The sequence below is a fragment of the Millisia brevis NBRC 105863 genome, from assembly GCF_001552615.1.
In the GTDB taxonomy this organism is placed as follows: domain Bacteria; phylum Actinomycetota; class Actinomycetes; order Mycobacteriales; family Mycobacteriaceae; genus Millisia; species Millisia brevis.
In genome coordinates this window covers 170875-193039 of the sequence record NZ_BCRN01000009.1, presented here as the reverse complement: position 1 = coordinate 193039, position 22165 = coordinate 170875, and the positions used below count along the sequence as shown (strand labels likewise).

At 71.2% G+C, this 22165-nt stretch carries 16 protein-coding genes; 8 read left to right on the top strand and 8 right to left on the bottom strand.

Annotated features, from left to right (window positions below):
• Positions 1-238 precede the first annotated feature (238 nt).
• The gene (locus MB1_RS14380) at positions 239-1348 is read left to right on the top strand and encodes a beta-mannosidase (RefSeq protein WP_439646949.1); all 1110 of its coding nucleotides are present in this window, start codon (positions 239-241) and stop codon (positions 1346-1348) included.
• Here MB1_RS14380 and MB1_RS14375 read toward each other — a convergent pair.
• The 5 genes from MB1_RS14375 to MB1_RS14355 all read right to left on the bottom strand — a co-directional run bounded on the left by MB1_RS14375 (position 1303) and on the right by MB1_RS14355 (position 9351).
• Positions 1303-2985 (bottom strand): glycosyltransferase family protein, encoded by a 1683-nt coding sequence (locus MB1_RS14375; RefSeq protein WP_066908432.1) that lies wholly within the window; start codon positions 2983-2985, stop codon positions 1303-1305. The genes MB1_RS14380 and MB1_RS14375 overlap by 46 nt on opposite strands.
• Positions 2982-4625, bottom strand: coding sequence for a glycosyltransferase (locus MB1_RS14370; RefSeq protein WP_066908429.1), 1644 nt, complete (start codon positions 4623-4625; stop codon positions 2982-2984). Before MB1_RS14370 ends, MB1_RS14375 begins: the two co-directional genes overlap by 4 nt.
• Positions 4615-6141, bottom strand: coding sequence for a hypothetical protein (locus tag MB1_RS14365; protein ID WP_084351789.1), 1527 nt, complete (start codon positions 6139-6141; stop codon positions 4615-4617). Before MB1_RS14365 ends, MB1_RS14370 begins: the two co-directional genes overlap by 11 nt.
• Positions 6138-8126 (bottom strand): hypothetical protein, encoded by a 1989-nt coding sequence (locus MB1_RS14360; RefSeq protein WP_245650194.1) that lies wholly within the window; start codon positions 8124-8126, stop codon positions 6138-6140. The genes MB1_RS14365 and MB1_RS14360 overlap by 4 nt, the downstream gene beginning before the upstream one ends.
• A 259-nt stretch (positions 8127-8385) precedes the next feature.
• Complete coding sequence (locus MB1_RS14355; RefSeq protein WP_084351788.1) at positions 8386-9351, bottom strand: LysR family transcriptional regulator; 966 nt, start codon at positions 9349-9351, stop codon at positions 8386-8388.
• Between the two features lie 72 nt (positions 9352-9423).
• On the opposite strand from MB1_RS14355, the gene MB1_RS14350 reads away from it, so the two are divergent.
• From MB1_RS14350 to MB1_RS14330, 5 genes are all read left to right on the top strand, one after another.
• On the top strand, positions 9424-10440 hold the full coding sequence (locus tag MB1_RS14350) for an EamA family transporter (RefSeq protein WP_084351786.1): 1017 nt from the start codon (positions 9424-9426) through the stop codon (positions 10438-10440).
• Between the two features lie 133 nt (positions 10441-10573).
• A complete protein-coding gene (locus MB1_RS14345; RefSeq protein ID WP_157084076.1) occupies positions 10574-11230 on the top strand; it encodes a hypothetical protein in 657 nt (218 codons plus the stop codon).
• A 1-nt stretch (position 11231) separates the two neighbouring features.
• Positions 11232-11750 carry a hypothetical protein gene (locus MB1_RS14340; RefSeq protein WP_066908423.1) on the top strand — a complete coding sequence of 173 codons (519 nt, stop codon included), beginning with the start codon at positions 11232-11234 and terminating at the stop codon, positions 11748-11750.
• 25 nt (positions 11751-11775) lie between these two features.
• A complete protein-coding gene (locus MB1_RS14335; RefSeq protein ID WP_066908420.1) occupies positions 11776-13893 on the top strand; it encodes an ATP-dependent Clp protease ATP-binding subunit in 2118 nt (705 codons plus the stop codon).
• Positions 13894-14043: 150 nt separating this feature from the next.
• Positions 14044-15300, top strand: a complete 1257-nt coding sequence (locus MB1_RS14330) for a glycosyltransferase family 4 protein (RefSeq protein WP_084351813.1) — start codon at positions 14044-14046, stop codon at positions 15298-15300.
• A gap of 65 nt (positions 15301-15365) precedes the next feature.
• Here the strand turns inward: MB1_RS14330 and MB1_RS14325 are convergent, their stop codons facing one another.
• Positions 15366-17120: an MmpA family trehalose lipid delivery protein gene (locus MB1_RS14325; RefSeq protein WP_157084075.1), complete on the bottom strand. Its 1755-nt coding sequence runs from the start codon at positions 17118-17120 to the stop codon at positions 15366-15368.
• Between the two features lie 155 nt (positions 17121-17275).
• Between MB1_RS14325 and MB1_RS14320 the strand changes: the two genes are divergently transcribed.
• Entirely contained in the window at positions 17276-18448 is a 1173-nt protein-coding gene (locus tag MB1_RS14320; protein WP_245650202.1) for a polysaccharide biosynthesis protein, read from the top strand.
• Between the two features lie 159 nt (positions 18449-18607).
• On the opposite strand, the gene MB1_RS26050 is transcribed toward MB1_RS14320, so the two are convergent.
• Together MB1_RS26050 and pgfA are read right to left on the bottom strand one after the other, a co-directional pair.
• Positions 18608-18844, bottom strand: coding sequence for a helix-turn-helix domain-containing protein (locus tag MB1_RS26050; RefSeq protein ID WP_066908417.1), 237 nt, complete (start codon positions 18842-18844; stop codon positions 18608-18610).
• 211 nt (positions 18845-19055) lie between these two features.
• The gene (pgfA, locus tag MB1_RS14310; RefSeq protein ID WP_066908565.1) at positions 19056-20285 is read right to left on the bottom strand and encodes a cell envelope lipid trafficking protein PgfA; all 1230 of its coding nucleotides are present in this window, start codon (positions 20283-20285) and stop codon (positions 19056-19058) included.
• Positions 20286-20599: 314 nt separating this feature from the next.
• Here pgfA and MB1_RS14305 point away from each other — a divergent pair, with 314 nt between their 5' ends.
• Positions 20600-21829 carry an acyltransferase family protein gene (locus MB1_RS14305; protein WP_066908563.1) on the top strand — a complete coding sequence of 410 codons (1230 nt, stop codon included), beginning with the start codon at positions 20600-20602 and terminating at the stop codon, positions 21827-21829.
• The last annotated feature ends 336 nt before the right edge of the window (positions 21830-22165 follow it).

The following is a 22165-nucleotide window of genomic DNA, read 5'->3' as shown; positions in this document are numbered from 1 at the left end:
ATGCCCTCCAGGCCCTACGAATGAGGTAGTTCCGAACGGAAGAAATGCCTTCGAAGGTACGTTCGAGGTATTTCTTGTTCGTTACGATCGGATCGCCCCGCGTGCATCCGAAGGGAATCTTTCGGATATAGAGAACATTTCGGGTAAGCTGATATGGAGGCAACTACGGTTTGTCGTAGCGGGGTCTCGGAATGGCCGTCGTCCGCTGCGCCGGCTCCCGGTGGCGGCGTACGCTGCGGTGGTGTCGCGGCCCGCTCGGTTCCTCGCCGCGAGCCTGGTCGCGGCGCTCGGCGTCGTCGCCTGCTCGGATGCCCCGACACCCTCGCAGCGCTCCGCCGACGGGGTCTTCTCCGGACGGGTCGACACCACCGATACCGGCCTGCGGCTCGACGGGACGCCGTGGTGGCCGGCCGGGTACAACGCCTATCAGCTCGGCACCGACTGGTCGATCAACGTCGGCTGCGGTGCGCAGGTGGATCTCGACGACTACTTCGGATCGCTGCCACCGCGCGCGCTCACCCGCTTCAACCTGTATTCCGCACTGGCGGTGGACAAGACCACCGGAGCGGTGTCCTTCGGCCCGCTCGACAATGTCTTCGCCGCGGCGCGCCGCCACGACCAGATGGTCCTGCCCGTCCTGGCCGGCAGCTCCGGCGACTGCGAGAACGAGCACTTCAAGGAGCGGGACTGGTACGTCGAGGGCTGGCGCACCGATCCCGCGCCGGGCGGCTTCACCTACGAACGGTGGCTGACCACCGCGGTCGAACGGTGGCGCGGTGAACCTACCCTCGCCGGTTGGGAACTGGTCGGCGAACCCGAGGCGAGCACCTGCGGGCCCGCCGGCTGCCAGTGGTACCAACGGGCCTGCCCAGCCGGCGGCGCCGACGTGCTGCGCGCCTTCTTCGACGAGGCGGGTGGGCTCCTGCACCAACTCGACGGCAGCCGACCGATCTTCTCCGGCTTCACCGGCGGCGACCAGTGCGGACTGGTCGGCGACGACCTCGAACGGGTCGCCGGCTCCGCGCACCTCGACGTGCTCGACTTCCACGACTACCCCGACAACGGGATGGAGCATCCGGCGGGATCCGACCTGCCCAGCCGCATCGAGCAGGCCCGCAATCTGCGCAAGCCCCTCGTTGTCAACGAGATCGGGCTCGAGGCGGGGTCCTGCCGCACCAGCGAGCGGCGGGCCGAGCTGCTGGGGCAGGCCTACGACGAGGTGCGCGCCGCCGGGGTCGCCGGGATGTTGGTGTGGGCCTTCGTCCCCGACCCGCGCACCGATGCCTGCACCTACGACGTCGGCTACGGTGACCCGGTCGCCGACGTCGTCGCCGGCAACGTCCGGTAGATCCGCCAATCCGGCAGGTCGGCGCCGTCGTTCGGGGCCTCCAGGGCCAGCACCCCGATCCGGGCGCCGTCGTTGTAGACGGTGGGATAGCGGCGGTTGAGCGCGTCGGTCTCGCCGCGCCCGCTCGGCGGGACGGTCAGCAGATATTGCACGCCGTGGGCGGCGGGCTCGTTGATCACCCGGGTGAAGTCGGCGTCCGAGGGGATGACGAATTGACGCGGCCGGGTCGACTGGACGACCACCGCGAACCCGAAGACGGTGTCGCACAGCACGCTGCCGTCCGGCAGGTCGAGGCGGTCGAGGAATTGGGCGATCGCCCGTTCGGTCGAGAACGATCGGATGACCCGCTGCTCGTCGAGCCGCCGCGGGTCGACCGAATCGGGTTGGGGATCGACGATCGACCGGATCGCGTATTCCTGTGGGGCGAACCGTTTCGAGGTCATCCCGACCGCGGTGACCGGCAGGCCGACCGCCAGGACGACCACCGCGATCACCGCCGATACCGCGTACCGCCGCCGGGTCGACGGATGCGGGCGCACCGGCGGCAGCGCCGCGCGCGGGCCCGGCCGGCGTACCGGGGGACTGCGGCGGGCCGGTACCGCGAGCAGGGCGATCGTCGCGGACAGCACGACCACCGTCAGCGAGAAGCGCAGGAAGCCGAACGTGGACCCGCGGGCGTAGCCGATGATCTGAAAGGCCAGGACCGCGCCGATCAGCAGCAGCGGCGGCAACAGCGGCAGCAGCCGGCGGCGCATGGTGCGGATCACGATCACGGTGACCAGCAGCACCGGCAGCAGCGGGGCGAGGATCAGCAGCTCGGTGAACGAAAAGACCATCGCCGCCGCCCCGCTCGCGGTGGCGGCCCCCGTCGCCGCGACGATCGCCGCGTTGCCGTATTCCGAGGTGAACTGGGCGAAGGCATCTCCGGTGATCAGCCAGCCGGCGATCGCCCAGACGACGAAGGCCAGCGCGCCCGGCGCCGCGACCAGCACCATATCGAGGGCTGTGCGCGACCAGCGCCGTTCCCGTTCGGAGCGGCGGAAGGTCACCGTGCCGACCACCGCGGCGGCGGCCAGGGTCGCGGCGCCACCGTCGTAGCGGGTCAGATAGGCCAGGGCCAACGCGATTCCGGCGACGATCAGCTCGTGGACGTCGTCGGTGTCGACCCAGCGGATCAACCGGCGGATCGCCCAGGCCAGGAAGAACAGATAGGGCGCCTCGCTCATCCCGTTGGCGGCGTAGAGCACGATCATCGGATTGATGGTGTAGCACAACGTGATCAGCGTGGTGACCCCGCGGCCGAGGCCACGGTCGCGCGAAATGCCGGAGATCTGCACCACCGAACCGGCCATGAACCCGGAGGACATGATCACCGCGGAGAGCCCCGAGGTGGTCAGCGCCGGCCACCACACGCTCAACGCGGTCAGCGGCAGCTGCACGATCGTGGTCAACGGGCTGAAGACGAAGCCGATCGCCGACAGATGCGGTGTGCGACTGAACAGCACGCTCTGCGCCGACTGCACCCGCGAGAGGGCGTCGCCGAAGTGGAACTCCACGATGACCGCCAGGTAGACGCCGATCAGCAGATAGCCCAGCCAGACCGCGGCGAAGAGCAGGACCGCCTGCCGCCGCGTCATCCCCGGCTCCCGGCGCGGCCCGTCTGGGAACCGGCGGAACCGGCGGAGCCGGTGGAACCGGCGGAGCCGGTGGACCCGGTGGACCCGGCGGATGCGGAGCTGGTGGACAGGCCGTGGAAGGTCTTCTCCCAGTAGGACGGGTTGACCAGGACCTGCCAGACCCCCTTGATCGCGGCGATGCTCATCAACATCCAGTAGGCCGGGATCAGCAGGGCGGCGACCAGCAAGTCGCTGCGGTCGTCCTCCCGGATCGCCACCAGGTTCATGTAGAGCGCGGCGCCGTTGCCCACGACCAGCGAGGCGAGCGCCAGATAGTAGATCGGGCCGGGGAAGAGCGCCGAGATCATCGTCGGCTGGCCCGCGACCCAGAGTGCGAGGATCAGCCAGAAGATCATGTTCGCGCAGGCGATCAACGGGGTTCCGGCGATCAGCAGGGTGAACCGGCACCAGGAGACGGTGCCCAGGACCCGCCACAGCGCCACCGGATGACGCATGTGCACCAACCAGGTCTGCAGATAGCCCTTGTACCAACGGGACCGCTGCCGCACCCAGTTGATCGCGTCGACATTGGCCTCCTCGAGGGTGACCGAGTCGAGCACCGCGGTGCGGTAGCCGCGCGCCGCGATGCGCACCCCGAGGTCGGCATCCTCGGTGACGTTGAACGGATCCCAACCGCCGAGGTCGTCGAGGACATCGCGGCGGAAGTGGTTCGAGGTGCCGCCCAAGGGGATCGGCGCGCGGCTGGCCATCAGGCCGGGCAGCAGGAAGCCGAACCAGATGCCGTAGTCGGCGGTGAACCACTTGGTGAGCAGATTGTCACCCGCGTTGTGGAAGCCGAGTTTGCTCTGTACGCAGACCACGGACTCGTCCGAGTTCCGCAGGACGTGTACCGCGCGCCGCAATTGCAGCGGATCCGGCTGATCCTCGGCGTCGAAGATGGTCACGATATCGCCGGTGGCGAAGTGTAAACCGTAGTTGCAGGCCTTCGGTTTGGTGCGCGGCTGGGCCGGCGGGGTCAGCACGACGGTCACCCGCCCCGCGGCCTCCACCGCCCGGGCGGCGGCGATCGTCGGACCGTCGTCCTCCTCCAGCAACAGCAGCACCTGCAGGCGGTCGAGCGGATAGTCGATCGTCTCGATCGCGGCGATCAGATCACCGACCACCTCGGGCTCGCCGTAGGCCGGAACGAGCACGGTATAGGGCGGCAGCTCGTCCTCCGGAATCGCCAGGGCCTGCTCGTCGGTCACCCGCAGGGCGCCGGAGGTCAACCCGCGCCGGAAGATCACCAGCCGGTCGACCAGGGTCGCCACGTAGGCGATGGTGGCGATCGACACCAACGTGGCGAGGGTGGCCGTCGGCCACACCACGACCAGCGCCACGATCGCGCCGAGCAGACCGAAGCCGAGCACCTTCTGGGTTCGGTTGAACGCCACCGACGCCGACCGATCCGGATCGCGCAGCCGCAGGCCGTCCACGGCGGCCGACAACGCCATCGCGCGATGGTCCGGGTCGATCAACAGATCCGCGACGGGGCGGGTCGGCCGGGTCGACGGATGGTGGGGAGCATCGAGATCGGTACCGCCGACCGGCGCGGCCCGATGTCGACCCGTCGATCGGGCCGGGGTCGGCTCACTGGTCATCGTTGGCCCCGCCGGCCACTACCGCCTCGACGATGTCGCGCGCCAACGGGACCACCAGATCGCGGTCCTTGTACTGCGGGTCGCCGTCCTGGATGACCGCGTTCCCCCGGAACAGGACGGTCAGCAGCGAATTGAGGTTCTCCGCGATCGTGATGCGCGGCTCCGGGAAGTAGGCGTCCGGCTCGTGATTGTCGACCGCCCAGATCATCACCTGCTGGGTGCGGTAGCCGTTGTTCCACCACCAGGACACCACGTCGTAGGTCAGATAGCGGCTGTCGTCGACGACATTCCACATCCACGCGCGCACGCCGTGTGGCATCGGCACCTCGACCGAGGGACTGAACCGGTTACCGACGAGGTTGTAGCGGAAGATATTCGGATACACCTCGAGCGCGAGCGGGCGAATGCTGTCGACGGTGTCGACGACCACCCGGCGCGGACGTCCGAGGTCGTCGTACTGCGTGCTGCCCCGATTCTGGACGAGGACCTGCCGGATCAACACCGAACCGGGCCCGTAGAGCCGGGACACCCAGTCGTACCGCTCGACCGATTCCTGCGTCCAGCCCGCGGGCACCGGCAGCGGTTCGTCCGTACGCAGTTCGGGGATGCGGGTGCTCGGCCAGGTGCCCACCGGGGGCACCGGGACGAACGCGAGCAGCACCGCGACCACGACCACCAGCAGGAACGGCCGGCCCACCCGCGGCAGCGCCGGCGGGCTGACCGGTCGGCCCAGCAGCGGTCCCCAGCCGGTCCGCCGGCGGCGGCGGTCGATGTAGGTGACCGTGCAGGCGACCAGCGCGCAGCCGAGCGGGGGAATCGACACCATCGCCGCCAGCGGCGGCACGCTGCCGCCGAACACGATCCAGCCGTAGTTGAGGGCGAACAACCCCACCAGGCCCACCGCGGCCGACACCGCGGCACCGAAGAGGGCGCGCCGACGGGTGCGCCCGGCGGCGACCGCGGTGGCCGCGGACGCCAACGCCACCACCACCGCGCCGGCGACCAGCGGCCCGCCGCCGAGCCACAGGATCGCCACCCGCACCGGAACCGGAAAGATCCCGAGGAAGATCACCCAGACCCAGCGATAGCGGACCACCGGGCGCAGCCCGAACATCACCACCGCGCCGCCGAGGGTGAACAGCCACAGGGCGAGCAGATCGACGTGGGTGGTCAGGTATACCTGGCCGTAGCGGGGCGTCACCATCACCTGCAGCGCCAACGCCGGCACCAGGATCACCGTCGCGACGATGACGTCGGTCTGCCGGTCGTGGATCGGCGGCTCGCGGTGCCCCCGCCAGGAGACTCCCGCCGCGGCGATGATCGTCAACAGGATCAGCACCGGCACGTAACTGATCAGCGTGTGCGCCAACATCTCTTCGGCGACCGCCCGGATGGTGCGCCAGAAGGCCAGCACGATCAGCGCCAGCAGAATCGCCCAGCGGACCGCGATCGTGCGAGCGGTACCGAGCGCCTGCGACGGTGTGTCGATCCGCTCGGCGGTGGTGTCGGCGGTCATGGCCCGGTGGTGGTCTCGTCGGTGCCGGTCGTGTCGGTGTCCGTGGTGTTGCTGGCGGTGCCAGTGCCGGTGGCGGGGGTCGCGTCGGCGGTGGGGCGTCGTCGCCGGCGCAGGAACAGCAGCGCGGCGACGAGAAGCAGGCCTGCGGCCGCCAGAGCGCCGACGACGATCGGCCCGATCCCGGTCGACGACTCCTCGGTCATTGCGATCTCCGCGGCGTCGACATCGACGTCGACCACCACCGGCTCGCGCCCGGCGACCTGCAGGACCGCCTCGCCGTCGGCGGACGACCACAGCCCATCGGCGCTCATCCGGGCCAGCAGCTGATCGAGATCGCCGGGGCTGCCGGTCGAGTCGGCGATCAGCAGCGTGCGGTCCCCGTCGCGGATCACCTGCAGGGCCCCGTACGACAATTGCGGGGTCAGCGAGAGTTGCTGGTCCGAGCCGTCGCTCGCGCGCACCGTGATCGTGCTGCCGTCGGAGGTGACCGGCAGCGCCGGATCGGGCAGCCCGGTACCGTCCGCGGCGATCAGGATCGCCGGTAGCGCCGAACTCGCCGCGGTGGCCATGTCGACCACCGAGATGTCGAGCGGCATCGCCGACAGCTGTTGCAGCGCCGTGACGATCGAAACCGCGCGGGCGACATCGGCGACATCGCCCGTCGTCCAGGCGAGTTGGGTCCACGGCAACAGCGCCTGCGGGAGCGACACGAAGCCGGCCGGCGGGGGATCGGCTGTGGTGGAGACGATCTCGCCGGCCGAACTCAGCGACAGGGAGCTGCGGGGGCCGTCGAGACAGCCGGCGGGCGCCTCGGCGTTCTCCAGGGTGACGGTCACACCGGTGTACCGGCGCAGCACGTCGTCGGGAATGTCGACGAAGGTGTCGAAGCTGCCCGAGTCGTCGGTGGGGATCGTCGCGATCGTCCGTTCGCCCGCGCGCACCGCGATCACCCCCGAGCCGGTCGGGGTATAGGAACCCGCCAACTCGACGCGCACGCCGGTCGCCGGGCGGCCCAACCGCGTCTGATCGATACCGATGGTGATCTCCGGCCACCCGGTCGACACCACCGTCGTATCGCCCACCCCGATGTCCGAGAGGGTCCGTACGGTCGGCGCCAGTTGGGCCACGGCCGGTTGCGGCCCGGCGACCGCCGCCGAGGCCACCGCGATCTGGGCGAGGTCGGAGACCAACAGGGTGCTCTGCGTCGCGAGTTGATCGGCCGCACCGCCGATCGTCAGGAACGTGCTGCCCTCGGGCCCCGGACCGATACCGAGCCCGGCCGGACGATCGGTGCTGATGACGATCTGCCGTTCGAGCGGGCCGGGCGCCGTCGGTGGGGTCATCGAGGCGCGCGGCAGGCTCGCGGTGACGATCCGCGGGTGGGCCGAGCCGTAGTGGGCGGTGATCGCGGCGGCCAGCGAGACCGCGGCGGCGCCCTCCTCCTGTCGCACGTCGTCGGGGATGTAGAGGGTCAGCTGACGCAGGACCGGCGGCAGGAAGTCCGCGACGGTCTGTGGGATCGCTTCGCGCCCCGCGTACTCCACTTGGGTGTCGATGATGCGAAAGGCGTTGTCCGGATTGATCACACAGGTGTTGTCGACGTTCAGGCGGGTGAGGATGCGCAGGTCGGCGGCGGCGCCTTCGGTCTCGATACCGTTCAGGGGTAACTCGATCGGCGCGTTCGGTGCCGGATCGATCGGGGTGCGGGACAGGATGCGGTCACCCTGTACGACGTCGATGGTGCCGCCGCCGACGAAGGCCGGTGACTCGGTGACGCCTCGCAGCGCGACGGGTACGAGGTCGCCGGGGATCGGCAGGGACAGGCTCATCTCGCCGGTCGCCCCCGGAAAGGACAGGGTGCGCGCCGACCCGACCTCGTCGAGGAACAGCGGTGGCGGAGGGTCTCCCGGCACCGCCAGGGCGGCCGGCGGCAGCCCGATCACCGTGGCGGCGGCCAGGATCGCCGTCAGAGCGGTCGTTCCCATTCTGCGGGTCGTCGTCATGGATCGCTTCCGGGTCGAGGCCATGTCCATGGCACCCCGGCAGGTCCGGGCTCGGGCCCGACCTCCCGAAACGGATACACCCGACCCGGGGTGTGGCGTTCACCTTAGCGAAGTTTGTCTCATCGGATCGGTTCGGCCTCAACTGTGATAAGGCTGAGTTCTCTTGTGCGGTCCGGTTGTCCGGGATCCATGAAATATATGGGCAGTCATGTTGTAGGTAACTCGTATTACGGGCTGATGGTCATCGAATCGGCCCGAAATCCTGATCCCGGTCGGTGGCCGGCCGGTTGTGGCCGCCCGGCGGTCGGTGATCGTCCGACCGGCGTCGGCCGATCCGCTCGAGCATGTCGACGACGGTGCGCACCGCGAACCGCGCGTACCGGTCGGGTCGGCTCAGTGCCACGATGCTGCGCGCCGATCGGACACCGTCCAATGGACGGATCACCATGCCCGGCCGCTCGCGGGTGGTGAAGCGCGGCAACAGGGCCAGGCCCGCGCCGGTGGCGACCAGCGACTCGGCCAGCCGGTTGTCGCGCAGGCGGACCCGCCGGTCGAGCGGGGTGCCGGTGAGACGTTCGACCGCGATCAGGATGTCGTCGAAGGGATAGCCCGTCGGTACCCCGATCCACCGCGACGTCACCAGATCGGTGGGTCGCAGCCGGGCCTTCGCGGTCAACGGATGGTCGGCGGGCAGGGCGACATCGATCGGTTCGCGGGCGAGGACGCGGGTGATCAGGTCGTGCGCGCCGGCCGGGACGTCGCCGGTCAGGCTGTGCGCGATCACCACATCCGCGTCGAGGGTGCGCGTGGCGTAGTCGGCCTCCGCGAGATCGAAGTCCTCGATGTCCAGGGTGATGCCGCTGCCCATCGTCGCGGTCACCAGCTCGGGCAGCAGGGCTTCACCGGCGCTCGGCAGGGTGCCGATGGTGACCAGTCCGCGCGGGGCCCCGGTCGCCGCGTCGAGGCGCGCTCGCACGGTCGCCATCGCCGCGCAGACCTCGTCCGCGCTGTCGGCCAGCAGCCGGCCGGCGGCGGTGAGGCGGACCCCGCGGCCGTGCGGCTCGATCAGCGCGACCCCGAAGTCGCGCTCCGCGGTCCGCAACTGTTGGGACAACGCCGACGGGGTGCGGTGGGTGGCGGCGGCCACCGCGGCGAGCGTGCCGCGCACCGACAACTCGCGCAAGAGCTCCAGATGACGCACATCCATGTAGGAAGGCTACATATTGGATTCATAAAGATTCGCTGGACCTGATGAATAGCGGGGCGAAGGATCGGTGTCGTGACCCGCCAACATGCCTGCCTCGCCGTCCTGGTTGCGACCCTGTGGGGGATCAACTTCCTGGCGATCCACGCCTCCCTCGAGCAGTTCCCGCCGTTGTTCCTGGTCGGGTTGCGCTTCCTGATCATCGCGATCCCGACCGTGCTGCTCGTCCCGCGCCCGCAGGTGCCCGCCCGATGGCTGATCGGCTACGGGCTCGGCTTCGGCACCCTGCAGTTCATCGGGCTCTACCTGGGGATGGCGGCCGGCTTCCCGGCCGGGCTCGCGTCGTTGGTGCTGCAGTCGTCGGCGCCGTTCACCGTGATCCTCGGGGCGGTCCTGCTGCGCGAGCGGCTCTCCGGTCGCACGATGGTCGGCGTCGCCGCGGCGGTCTTCGGACTCGGGGTGGTCGGCGTCGCGCGGGCCGGGGCGGGGGCCTGGTGGCCGTTCGCGCTGGTGATCCTGGGCGGTTTCGGATGGGCGCTGGGCAATCTGGCCAGCCGGCAGGCGAAGGCGCCGAACCCGATGCAGCTGACCCTGTGGATGTCGGTGGTCCCGCCGCTGCCGATGTTCGCGCTGTCGTTGCTGGTCGAGGGGCCGGAGCGGATCCGCGACGCGATGATCGGATCGTGGTCGATCGGCGCGCTGCCCGCGTGGATCGGGTTGGCCTACACAATCGTGCTCGGCACCATCGTCGGGTCCGGGATCTGGGTGTGGTTGATGGCCCGCTACCCGGCGAGCGTCGTCGCGCCGTTCTCGATGTTGGTGCCGATCACCGGGATCGGGGCGGCCTGGGTGGCGCTCGGACAGCGGCCGACGCCGTTGGAGTTCGTCGGCGGGGTGATCGTCGTGGTCGGGGTGCTGTGGGCCGCACGCACCCCGCGGGCCGCCGTCGATGCCGAGCGCGGTGAGCGACAGGACGCCGATGGGGAGCGATCCGAAGGCGACCCGTCGCCGGTTGTCGACCGCACCACAGCAGAAGCGGACACGCCGGTCGGCTCCGCTCGCTTCACCCCTGTTGGTGGGTCGACCTGCTAAACACCTGCGTATGAGCACGCCGTGGTCGGGAGGCGCCCGACGAGAACCCGCATCGGGGCAACCCGGCCCGGGCGCACAGCCGGGGGCCGACGGGCCCGGTGGTCCGGGACCGGAGTCGTGGTCGGGTTTCGATATGCCACCCGCGCCAGGGTTCCCGCAGCAGGGTCCCGGCGTCCCGCCGTCGGGACCGGGCTTCCCACCGCAGCCGACCGTCCCGCCCGGTACGGCCTCGCCCGGTACCGACCAGCCGGGCATGGGCAGGCAGGGGATGGGTCAACCCGGAATGGGCCAACCGGGAATGGGTCAACCGGGTTCCGTGCCGGCGCCCGGCTACGTACCCGGCCACGGTCGGGTCCAGCCGGCCGCTCCACCACCGGGCGGCCCGCCGCCGGGTGCGCCCGGAGTCGGCTTTGCCGGGACGCCGCCCGGCGGATCGCTCGCCGACCGGTACACCCCGGACGGGCTGCGGCGCGCCGCCCAGATCGCCTGCCCGATCCTGGTGCTGATCGGGTTGAGCTGGCCCGAGGGCGGCGAGACCGGGTGGAGTCGCTACCTGCTCTGGGCGGTCTTCGCGGCCGTCGCCGCGATCGGCCAGCTGTCGTCGATCACCAAGAGCGCGACCTCCTCACCGAGTCAGGCCTGGACGGTCGCGGCTCTGTGCACCGGCGCGCTGTTGGTCTACTGGGTGCTGATCGTGCTCCCCGAGATCACCTCCAACGGCGGATTCCTGCAGACCCTCGGGGTCGGCGCCGCGGCGACGTCGTTGTGGCTGACGCCGCGCCGGGTCTGACGTGACCTCCGGGTTCCGCGACACCGGCCGGGCGATCGGGCCGGGGTTGCTGGTGGCCGCGGCGGCGTTGCTGCTGATCAGCCTCGGGCTGCCGTGGTCGCGCGCCGTCGGGGTGGGGATCGACGTGCCGGGCTCGTTCACGCCGGGGTTCTGCGTGTCGATGGCCGACGGCACCGTCGAGTGCAGCGGGATGTCGTGGACACCCGGCTGGACCGTCGGACCCTATGCGCACGTCGTCGCCGGATACGGCAGTCCCGCCCGGGTCGGGCTGGTCCTGGCGCTGGTGGCGATCCTGTTCGCCTACCGACGCCGCGAGCCGCTGCTGTTGCTCGGCGTCTTCGCCGGGGTGGCCCTGGCGCTGGTGAGCGCCGGCGTCACCGGCCTCGGCGGCCAGATCGTCGCGCTGGCCGCCTGCCTGCTGGTCGGCCTGCACCTGCGGCGCACCGGCGTGGTGGTGCGGATGCGCGATGACGGATCGTTACGAGCGCGAATCGTCGGCGCCGGGGATCATCGGACGTAGATTCGCCCGTACCCGAGGAGGGGCCGTGCCCGACGATCGCCAGCAACCCGGTTCCGACCGCCCCGGCCCGAACGGTGGGCTCGAAGGTGTCGTGCAATATCTGCTCGACGAACTGGGCAACGCCCTGATCGGCGGCCTGCAGCAGCAGCCGTCACGCGGTACCGGGAGCGGGCAACAGGGCCCGCGCCGGCCACGCCCGACCTTCGCGCGCACCCCGAGCCTCGACCGGTACGGCCGGGACCTGACCGCCGACGCCGAACACGGCGGACTCGACCCGGTGATCGGCCGCGACGCCGAGATCGAGCAGGTCCTCGAGGTCCTCGCCCGGCGCACCAAGAACAATCCGGTGCTGATCGGGGACCCCGGCGTCGGCAAGACCGCGATCGCCGAGGGGGTCGCGCAACGCATCGCCGCGGACGAGGTCCCCGATTCCTTGCGCGGCGCCCGTGTCGTCGCCCTCGACATCCCCGGAATGGTCGCCGGCACCAAATACCGCGGCGAATTCGAGCAGCGTCTGACCGCGATCATCCGCGAGGTCTCCGCCGCCGAGCCGCCGGTGGTGCTCTTCGTCGACGAGATCCACAACCTGGTCGGCGCCGGCTCGGCGCAGGGCGCGCCGATGGACGCGGGAAACATCCTCAAACCCGCCCTCGCCCGCGGCGAACTGCACATGATGGGCGCCACCACCGCCGGCGAGTACCGCAAGCGCATCGAATCCGACCCCGCCCTCGAGCGGCGCTTCGAACCGATCCGGGTGGCCGAGCCGACCCCGGTGGTGGCCATCGAGATCCTGCGCGGCCTGCGGGTGCGCTACGAGACCCACCACAACGTGCGCATCGACGACGAGGCGCTCATCGCCGCCGTCGAGCTGTCCGCGCGGTATATGACCGACCGTTTCCTGCCGGACAAGGCGGTCGACCTGATCGACCGTGCCGGGGCGAAGGCGCGGCTCGGCGCGGGCCGGGCGAACGACGGTCGGGTCGCCGAGGACCTCGCGCGCGAGGTCGAGCGGCTGACCCGCGAACGCGATGCCGCCGTCGCCGCCGAGGAATTCGAACGAGCCCGCGAGCTGACCGACGACCTCGAGGCGACCGAGGTGAAGTTGGGGGAGGCCACCGCGGAGGTGACGCGCGAGGTCGGGCCTCGCCGGATCACCGCCGCCGATATCGCCGATGCCGTCGCCCGAGCCACCGGCATCCCGGTCGCCAAGATGACCCGCGACGAACGCAGCCGGCTGCTCGACCTCGAAGTACACCTGCACCGCCGGGTCATCGGCCAGGACGACGCGGTCGAGGCGGTCGCCGACGCGGTGCGCGCCGGGCGGGCCGGGCTGACTCACCCGAACCGGCCGATCGGGTCGTTCCTATTCCTCGGGCCGACCGGCGTCGGTAAGACCGAACTGGCCCGCGCCCTGGCCGACACCCTCTTCGACAGCCCCGACATGCTGCTGCGATTCGATATGAGCGAGTACGCCGACAAGGGCAGCGCCCTGCGGCTGACCGGTGCCCCGCCCGGACACGTCGGCTACGAGGATGCCGGGCAGCTGACCGAGGCGGTGCGCCGCACCCCCTACGCGGTGTTGCTGCTCGACGAGATCGAAAAGGCACATTCCGACGTCACCGCGACGTTGTTGCAGGTCCTCGATGCGGGCCGGTTGACCGACTCGCACGGTCGCACCGTCGACTTCAGCAACACGGTCATCATCATGACCAGCAATATCGGGGCCGGAGAGTTGCTGGCCGCCGCGGCCGCCGGGCGCGACGTCGAGGAGATCCGCGATCGGCTGCTCGGGCTGGTACGGCTACACTTCCGGCCGGAATTCCTCGGGCGGATCGACGAGACCGTGCTCTTCCACGCCCTCGACCGGGCGCGGCTGCGCGATATCGCCGCGCTGCTCCTGAGCGACACCGTCGAGCGCCTCGCCGCCCGCGGGATCGGCCTGACCGTCACCCCGGCCGCGCTGGACTGGCTGGTGGAGCGCGGTCACCAACCGGAACTCGGTGCCCGCCCGTTGCGGCGCACCATCTCCCGCGAGGTCGACCGCCGGCTCTCGCGCCTGATCATCGCCGAAGACCTCGCCCCCGGCTCACGCGTCCGCCTCGACATCGAGGACGGCAACCTCGTCGCCCTCCCCGAACACTGACGATCGGGGAGCCCAACCCGCGCTGAGCGCGGTTTTCGGTGCCGAAACGGGCAGGCTATACAGTGTGGCGAGCGCGGCCGGGTGAAATATGCGGCCGATCGGTGGCGATATGCCCTCGAAAGACCTCGTCCGAATGGTGGTGACATGCATCTGCGCCGCGTGCTGCTCTTGTGCTGGCGCGATACCGGTCACCCGCAGGGCGGCGGCAGCGAGCGCTACCTCGAGCAGGTCGGCACCCAGCTGGCGCGGCGCGGCGTCGATGTCACCCTGCGCACGGCGGGCTACCCGGGAGCGGCTGCGGACGAGGATCGCGACGGCATCCGGATCAGCCGCGGCGGCGGGCGGCTGTCGGTCTACCCGCGGGCGTTGACCGCGATCGCGGCCGGGCGTCTCGGCTTCGGACCGCTCGCGGGCGAGCTGCCGGACGCGATCATCGACACCCAGAACGGCGTCCCCTTCTTCGCGCGGCTGCTGTTGGGCCAACGCGTGGTCGTGCTCGTCCACCACGGCCACCGCGAGCAGTGGCCCGTTGCCGGGCGGCTGATGGGCCGGTTCGGGTGGTGGATCGAGTCGACCCTGTCGCCGCTGGTCCACCGGCGCAACCAGTACCTGACCGTGTCGTTGCCGTCGGCGGAGGAATTGGTCGGCCTCGGCGTCGACGCCGAGCGCATCGCGGTGGTCCGCAACGGGGTCGATCCGATCCCCGTCGGTATCCCGGTCGGCGGCGTCGAGACGCGAGCGCCGGGCCCGACGATCGGGGTGCTGTCGCGGCTGGTGCCGCACAAGCAGATCGAGGACGCGATCGACGTGCTCGTCGCGCTGCGCCCGCATATCCCCGACCTGCGCCTCGACATCGTCGGCGGCGGCTGGTGGGAACAGAACCTGCGCGATTACGCCGCCGAGCAGGGCGTCGCCGAAGCGGTCACCTTCCATGGCCACGTCGACGAGCCGACGAAGCACCGGCTGATCGGCCGCTGGTGGGTCCACCTGATGCCGTCCCGCAAGGAGGGGTGGGGTCTGGCGGTGGTCGAGGCGGCCCAACACGGGGTGCCGACCGTCGGCTATCGCACCTCGCGGGGGCTGACCGATTCGATCATCGATGGCGTGACCGGCCTGCTGGTCGACGGCTACCACGACGACGACGCGCGGCCGGGCGCGGTCGAGGGGATGGGCCGCGCCGCCCATGACCTGCTGACCGATCGGCGTCGTCGGGCCGAGTTGGGGGAGAAGGCGCGCGCGCGGACCGAGGAGTTCTCCTGGGAGCAGTGCGCCGACGGGGTGGCCGCCGTGCTGACTGCGGTCGCCGCCGGCGCCGACTACCGCAGCGGGCTGGTACCCCCGGAGCGGACGCCTTCCGAACGGGAACCGACGGAATCGATCGACGCCGCTCCGCGCGCGTCCGCCTGACCCGGCGGCCGGGTCCCGACCGGGACTGCCGGCAACCCCGGGACCGACCGGGACTGCCGGCGACGCTAGGACCGCCCGGGTTCCGATGGTCGGACCGGCCGGGGGCGGCCGGCGCCGACCGGGAGCAGCCGGGCACCGAGCGCGACCAGGATCCCGCCGACGGTGAGCGCCGCCCAGATCAGATGGGCGAAAGTCGCTGTGGTGCGGGGGCGGGGGAAGATCACCGGGTCGTCCACCCGCAGCAGGGTCAACTCCGGGGTATCGACGACCGTCGTCAGCGGCGGGTCGAACGCGGGCAGCGGCGCGGCGCCCGGGTCGGCGGTGTTCTCGATCAATACCCACCCGACACCCAACCGGGCCAGCTCGGCGGACTGCCCGGCTGCCGCCGCGTCGTAGACCTCACGAGCCCGAGCCCCCTCACCGAGCACGGTGGTCCCCCCGACCGGCAGGTCGCCGGTCTGCACGACGTCGTTGGGCAGCATGCGCGGCGCCGGGTCGAGGACGGGCGCCTCCCCGGAATAGGGGAACCGGCGGAACATCCCCTCGGGCAGCACCACCACCGCGCCCGGCCCGTCGATCGCGGCGGCGACCGTCGCCCAGTCGTCCGGATAGTGCACCGCCCGTACCTGCCCGCCCACACCGAAGGCGAGATCCGGCAGCGGCGCGATCACCGCCACCAGCACCGCCGCCCCGACCAGCACCGTCCGCCGCGCCATCGTCACCAGGGCCGCCGCGGCGACGGCGTAACCGGGCATCGCCAGCGCGATCCACTTCTGGCCGTCCCGCAACAGCCCCGCGCCCGGAACCGTGTCCCCCAGCGCCGCGACCAGCCGAATCCCCGGGCCGGTCGCGGCGAGCGCGATCACCACAACAACGGTCGCCGCCAGAGCGAACAGGGCGATCGCCGCGCGGCGGTGGGGCCCGGTCAGCCGGGTCGACGCCCGCCACATCCCGGCCGCCACGATCAGCACCAGCAGCGCGGTCGCGACCGCCGCCCACCCGGTGCTGCGCGATCCGGGTACCGCCGCCGAATTCCAGATCCCGCCCAGCCCGGCGAGGCTGCCGACCGTCGCCAACCACGGTTCGGCCCGGGCGGCAAAGGCCGCCGCACCCGACGGATCGGCGGACGACTGCGCGCCCAACCCGGCGATCACCCACGGCGCTGCGGTCACCGCTGCCGGGACCACGATTACGGCGGCCAACCGGAGCCGTTCCCCGGCGCGGCCCACCGCCGCCGCGGTCACCAGGGCGATCACCGTCGCCAGCGCCCATCCGGTCGGGGTCAGCCCCGCGATCCCGAGGCAGGCCGCCACTCCGGCGATCGCTCCGACCCGCTCGCGCGTCGACCCGGCCTGCGCGGCCGCCATCACCGCGAGCACCGTCCACGGCAACATCCCGTAGCCGACCAGCAGGCTCCAATGCCCCTGCAGGAGGCGTTCGGCGACGTACGGATTCCACACCGCGACCGTCGCGGCGACCAGCATCGCCGGCAGCCCTGACCCCGCGATCACGTCGGCCAGGATCCGTCGCGCGAGCAGCGCCGCCCCGAGGCCCGCCGCGATCAACCCGGCAAGGGCCAGGCCGGTGACCAGCAGACCGCCGTCGACGAAGCGGGAGGCCGCCGCGATCGCCGCGTCCTGGGGAACCGCCCGCGGCGCCGCGTCGCCGACGCCCAACGCCGAGTCGGTCAGATACGACCGCGGGGTGGCCACCGCGTCGCGCAGCAGCAGATAGCCGCCCGGCAGCAGCGGCGCGAGGATCACCGCCGCCAGGACCGTCGACCACAGGGCGGCGATGGCGGTCGCCGTCCGGGCGGTCACCGCGACCGTGCGGCCGGCGACGATGCCATCATGTGACGGTGCCGCAGCCGACCGATGCCCATCCGGGTGATTCTTCCGCAGCGGCCCCCACCGCCACGCGCCGCCCGGCCGCACACGGCTGGCTGACCGGCATCTCCGCGGTCACCGCGGGTTCGATGGTCGCCAATATCGCCGCCTACCTGCTGCACATCCCCGCCGGTCGCTGGCTCGGACCGGCCGCCTACGGCGAATTCGCGAGCCTGCTCGCCGCCCAACTCGCCCTCGCCGTGCCCGCCCTCGCCCTGCAATCGGTGGTTGCCCGACAGATGGTGCGTGGCAGCAGCCGTGCGCAGCAGCGGGCCCTCGGGTTGCGATGCGTCGTGATCGTCGCGGTGCTCGCCGCGATCAGCGCGCCGATCCTGACGGTGCTGCTGCACACCTCCGCGACGGCGGCGATCGCCTCGGTGATGATGGCGCCGGTGCTGGTGCTGCTCGCCACCGAGCAGGGCATCCTGCAGGGGCAATCGCGGTTCGGGGAACTGGCCCTGGTGATCGCCGGCGCCGGGCTGGCGAAGGTGGTGCCCGCGGTGGTGGTCCTCGCCGCCGGCGGTAGCCCCGGTCCGGCGCTGATCGGGTCGGCCGCCGGGTTGTTGGTCGCGACGGCTGCCGCCCGTTTGGTGGTCGACCTGGGGGCTCGGCACGACCGGGACGTCGAGGCCGGGCGGTCGACGGGGTCCCTGCGGGCGATTCTCGCGGCATCGCAGGTGCAGCTGGTGATCGTCGCGCTCTCGTCGCTCGATCTGGTCGTGGTGCGCGCGGTGGTCGACCGTGAACAGGCCGGGCTCTACGCGCTCGGCGCGGTCGCCGCCAAGGTGGCGTTCTGGTTGCCACAGGCGATCGGGCTGGTCGCCTACCCGCGGCTGGCCGATCCCGGGCAGGCCCGCGCCGCGCTGCGGTCGGCGCTCGGCGGGCTGGTCGGCATCGGGGTGTTGGTCGTCGCCGCCGCGGCGGTCGCGGCTCCGCTCGCGTCGGTGGTCGTGGGGGCGGCCTATCAGCCGGTCGAGCCGCTGCTGTGGGTCTTCGCCCTGCAGGGTGCGGCGCTCGCGGTCCTGCAGGTCGCCCTGCTGTCCGCGATCGCCCGCGGCCGCACCCGCCTGGCCGCCGTCGCCTGGTGCGCCGCCGCCATCGAACTGACCCTGATCGCCACGCTCGCGCAGACCGCCACCGGCACGATCACCATCGCGGCCGGCACGGCGGTCATCACCGCCGCGATCACCGCCACGGTCGCCCTCCTCGGCGCGGGAACGCGAGTGGACGATCGGGGTGGGGGCGCGCTTCGGTCGTCTTGATCGGCTTCGCGGCCGGCGGTCCGGAGGCGTTTCGGTGATCAGAGCTGCTTCGAACTCGGAAGTTCGCCGATCTGCGTTCCCGCGACGGTCAGCGTCACCCGGGTCCGGTCGCGGGCGACAGGCTCCACGACACCGACGCGCACATCCCGAAGGAACAGATCAAGCGTCGGCACGGTCGTCCTCGAAATCGACGCTGAGGGTAATGCCCAGCTCGTGCAGGACGCGGAACAAGCGTGTCGCGTACAGATTCGCCTTCCCGGACTCCAGGTCGACCATGTAGTCCCGCGAGAATGCGAGGCGATCGGCAAGTTCCGCCTGGCTCAGGCCGGCGTCCTCCCGTACGGCGCGGATAACGGCCGCGAGGTCCGCGGGCTTTCGGACGGTCAGCGAGGTCATACCGCTCGTTCCTGTGCATGCATGTGGGTGATTCCCCACATGCGTCTGTGTGGCAATATTCCCACACTTGCCGGAGTGGGTAAATCCCCACGCGGAACGGCGGCTACCGATCAGGCGCTCGATACCTCTGTATTGACTGTATTGACGACACCGCATATACGACTCCGGCCGCCATACCCGAAGGTATGACGGCCGGAGTCGGCGTTGTCGATCAGTCCTGCTGGTCGCCGCGCAGGCGGGTGCGCGGGATCTCCTCGGTCAGATCGTCGGAGTAATCGGCCGTAGACGGCTGATCGTCCGAGCGGGTGTAGTCGAAGTCGCCCGACTCGTACTCGGCGTTCGAGCCGTAGCCGTGGCGTCCGGCGACCGTCTCGTCCTCGTACCCCGAGCGCCCGAAGCCGTAGCCCTCGGTCGCGGCGGCCGCCTGCGGCGCCTCCTCCTTCGGCGTGCGCCCGCTGCGCAGCAGCAGGAAGATGCCGCCGATCAGACTCAGCACACCCAGGATCGCCGCGATGATCGGAACGGTCCGGCCGACCAGGCTGATCAGGTTCTTCGCGTCCGAGGCGATCTGTACGTGTCGCTCGACGGTGTTCTCGTCGAAGGCGATCGTCGCGCGCAGGACGTCGACATCGGGGGTGGCCGCATCGCGGGCGTAGTACTGGTACGGCTGTTCCTGGCCGCGCACGATCGTGCCGGAACGCGGCTCGACCCAGATCTCGCGAACGTTGCTGTAGAACCGGTCCATCCGCACCGGGGCGTCGCCCTCGAGGCCCCAGGCGGCGGCGGGCAGCTCGAGGCTGTTCGCGGTGACGCTGGGGACGGCCTGTGCCAGATCGACCGGGCCGATCTCCTGGCGGAAGTGGTACACCGGCAGACCGTTGATCTCGGTCTCCTCGACGAAGTCCAGCGGGAAGCTCTCGCGGGCGAGCAGGTCGAAGAAGGGGTACGACGTTTGCTCGACGTTGAACGGGAACTTGTACTGCAAACCGGTATGCGGCACCTCTTCGGCGGGCTGGTCGGCGACAACCTGGATGGTGCCGACCGGATCCTCCACCGGCATCGAGGTGTGGCGATCGACGGTCACCCGGTCGACGCTCGCGGTCAGCAGACCGGAATCGCCCTGGCGATCGGTGCGGCGCAGCGTCGAACCGGCCTGCAGCGTCACCACGTCGCCGTTCGAGGGCTCCTCGACGGTCAGGAAGCGCTGCGAGATCAGCGGAACGTTCTCGGTGAACGCCGGCCCGGTACCCGTGGTCAGCGAGGCCGCGTCGAGGACGCGACCCTCACCGGTGGACACCGTGGTCGTCTCCAGATCGAGCGGTATCTTCTCCAACCGTCCGAGCGTGTATGTGGGGATCAGCAGCGCCGCGACGAGCAGCAATGCGCCCAGCCCGATCAGGGCAAGTGCCACGGGATTGGGTCGGCCCGATCGTTCGGCCATCTTCGGATGTTCTCCCTGGATCGTCGCAACGCGAAGGTTGGCGCGCCGCTCACCCGATGGCTGCCGGTATCCAACGACCATCGGCGCCATGGGCCTCCGGCGCGCACATCGATTCCAGGGCACACTAGCAGGCGCCGCCCCGGCGGCCGGCCTGGTCGGATGCTCGGATTCCGGGCGCGGCGCGGGCATCTACCCTGAATGCCAGTCCCGGGGCGGACCGGTGGTGTCGGCGACGGCACCCGAAGGTGACAATCCGAACCGGCCGGATTGTGATCGAGCAGACCGGCGGATCTTCGTTCCGCCGACCGAGTGGGGTGGGTGTGGACGAACCGGGCAAGCCGCCGGCGGTGCCGCCGCACGGGTTCATCCCGGCGCTCGAGGGCCTGCGCGCGATCGCGGCCCTGGGCGTCCTGGTCACCCACGTGGCCTTCCAGACCGGGGCGACCGCCTGGCCGGTGCTGGGCCGCGGCCTGGGGCGACTCGATATGGCGGTCGCGGTCTTCTTCGCGCTCTCGGGTGCGCTGCTGTGGCGCCCGCGCGCGGAGGCCGCCCGCGGGCTCGGTCGGGAACCGAAGCTGCGCGTCTACCTGCGTTCGCGCGTGGTCCGCATCCTGCCGGTCTACTGGGTCGTCGTCGTCGCGGTGCTCGTGCTGCTCCCGGAGGCCGGGGCGGGGTGGAAGCTGTGGCTGTCGAACCTGACGCTCACCCAGGTCTTCACCCCCTACGGGCTGACCGGCGGGCTCACCCAGATGTGGAGCCTCTCGGTCGAGATGGTCTTCTATCTGCTCCTGCCGCTCTTCGCGGTCGGCCTGGCGCGCCTGCGCACCTCGTGGCGGGTGCCGGTCCTGCTGATCGCCGCGGTGGCCTCGCTGTGCTGGGCGTATCTGCCGATCGACACCCCCGACGGGGTGCACACCGACACCTGGATGCCCGGCTACCTGTCGTGGTTCGTCGCCGGCATGCTCGTCGCCGAGGCGGCCGCCGCGGCCGCGGTGATCGCCGCGCGGGGTGCGGGAGCGGTCTCGGGCCCGGAGCGGTGGGTGCTGGCCGCCGGCCGTCGTCGGTGGTCGATGGCCGCCCTGGCGACGATCGCATTTGTCGCATCGTCGACCGATCTCGCGGGCCCCGAGGGGCTGATCCGGCCCGAGCCGTGGCAGTTCAGCGCCAAGATCGCCCTCGGCGCGCTGATCGGCTTCGGTCTGGTCGCCCCGCTGGTCCTGCGCACCGACCGGCACCTGCTGCTCGACCATCCGGCCACCCTGGCGCTGGGACGGTGGTCGTACAGCATCTTCCTGTGGCACCTGCTGGTGCTCGGCGCGGTCTTCCCGATCTTCGGGATCCCCGCGTTCAGCGGACGGTTCCTGATCGTGCTGGTCGCCACGGCGGCGATCAGCATCGTCGTCGCCGCCGCGTCCTATGCGCTGATCGAGGAACCGGTCCGGCGCCGCTTCGCCCGACCCCGACCCCGACCCCGACCCCGGCCGGCCGGCACCGGTATCGCCGACGCTCCCGCCGCCACCACGGCGACCACCGCGAGGAACTGAATCCCCGGCGAGGTACCGGCGTAGCCGTCCGGTCCGCGCCACGGGCCGGCCGCGGCCAACGCGATCGCCGCCAACAGATACGACGTCCCGGCGACCAGGACGAAGCCCCGCGCGATCCGATCGCTGCCGAACCGACCGCGCACCGGTCCCGCGACGATCAGGGCGATCACCGCGACGACCGCGCCGACCGGGCCGGTCAGGATGCCCACGGCCGCGACCAACCCCAGCGCGGCGATCACCCATCCGCGGTAGACGCGGGCCGGCGGATCGTCGGGTGCGGGGTGCGGGCCGACATCGACGGGCGCCCCCGCAATGGCGTGCACGGCGTTGCCGGCC

Coding starts and splice junctions, on each gene's coding strand:
- MB1_RS14360 (WP_245650194.1), bottom strand. CDS start 8,126: ATGGGAACGACCGCTCTGACGGCGATCCTGGCCGCCGCCACGGTGATC.
- MB1_RS14365 (WP_084351789.1), bottom strand. CDS start 6,141: ATGACCGCCGACACCACCGCCGAGCGGATCGACACACCGTCGCAGGCG.
- pgfA (WP_066908565.1), bottom strand. CDS start 20,285: ATGGCCGAACGATCGGGCCGACCCAATCCCGTGGCACTTGCCCTGATC.
- MB1_RS14320 (WP_245650202.1), top strand. CDS start 17,276: ATGGTCGCCAATATCGCCGCCTACCTGCTGCACATCCCCGCCGGTCGC.
- MB1_RS14370 (WP_066908429.1), bottom strand. CDS start 4,625: ATGACCAGTGAGCCGACCCCGGCCCGATCGACGGGTCGACATCGGGCC.
- MB1_RS26050 (WP_066908417.1), bottom strand. CDS start 18,844: ATGACCTCGCTGACCGTCCGAAAGCCCGCGGACCTCGCGGCCGTTATC.
- MB1_RS14345 (WP_157084076.1), top strand. CDS start 10,574: ATGCCACCCGCGCCAGGGTTCCCGCAGCAGGGTCCCGGCGTCCCGCCG.
- MB1_RS14375 (WP_066908432.1), bottom strand. CDS start 2,985: ATGACGCGGCGGCAGGCGGTCCTGCTCTTCGCCGCGGTCTGGCTGGGC.
- MB1_RS14355 (WP_084351788.1), bottom strand. CDS start 9,351: ATGGATGTGCGTCATCTGGAGCTCTTGCGCGAGTTGTCGGTGCGCGGC.